Source organism: Bradyrhizobium sp. BRP56 (assembly GCF_020194035.1).
GTDB classification, from domain to species: Bacteria; Pseudomonadota; Alphaproteobacteria; order Rhizobiales; family Xanthobacteraceae; genus Bradyrhizobium; species Bradyrhizobium australafricanum.
The window spans coordinates 1-474 of record NZ_JADYVV010000195.1; the positions used below are offsets into that span (position 1 = coordinate 1).

Below are 474 nucleotides of genomic sequence, written 5' to 3' on the forward strand. Positions count from 1 at the left end.
GTTTGAAGTCGATCAGGGCATTGCGAACCTCTTCAATAGAAGCCCATCCGGCCATTGGGCTTTCGGTCTGAAGATAAATGCCCTGGATATTATCGTCTTCCTTAGCCTTTCTGAGCGTTTGTTTGAGTTCGATCAAGCCAATGGCATCGCCCGATGATCTGATCGGCCCGAAATCACTGAACGGATTTTCGCTGCTCTGCTCTTCTATAGGCTTATCTAAATCAATCTTTAACACCGAATTTGAACTGACAACGGTCTTGTTATCCGACGAGGAAAAAGCAGCGCCAATCCCCAGCAGTAACAGAAAACCGACGAATGAAAAAAATATCAGACCCACAATGGTGGCCAGAACGTACTTAAGAAACTGTCGCATGAATAAGAATTAAAAAAGAATTATTGAGCAATTAGTTATTGTTTGATAAGTGTTTGGCTATCAATAGACTGCCGTAACGTATCATGTACTAACTTACTAGC

General features: G+C 42.4%; 1 protein-coding gene. It reads right to left on the reverse strand.

The genetic code is table 11. The features are described 5' to 3' along the window. On the reverse strand, positions 1 to 373 hold a 373-nt coding region (locus I6F38_RS43340; protein ID WP_225164708.1), incomplete at its 3' end, for a hypothetical protein. Between the last annotated feature and the right edge of the window lie 101 nt (positions 374 to 474).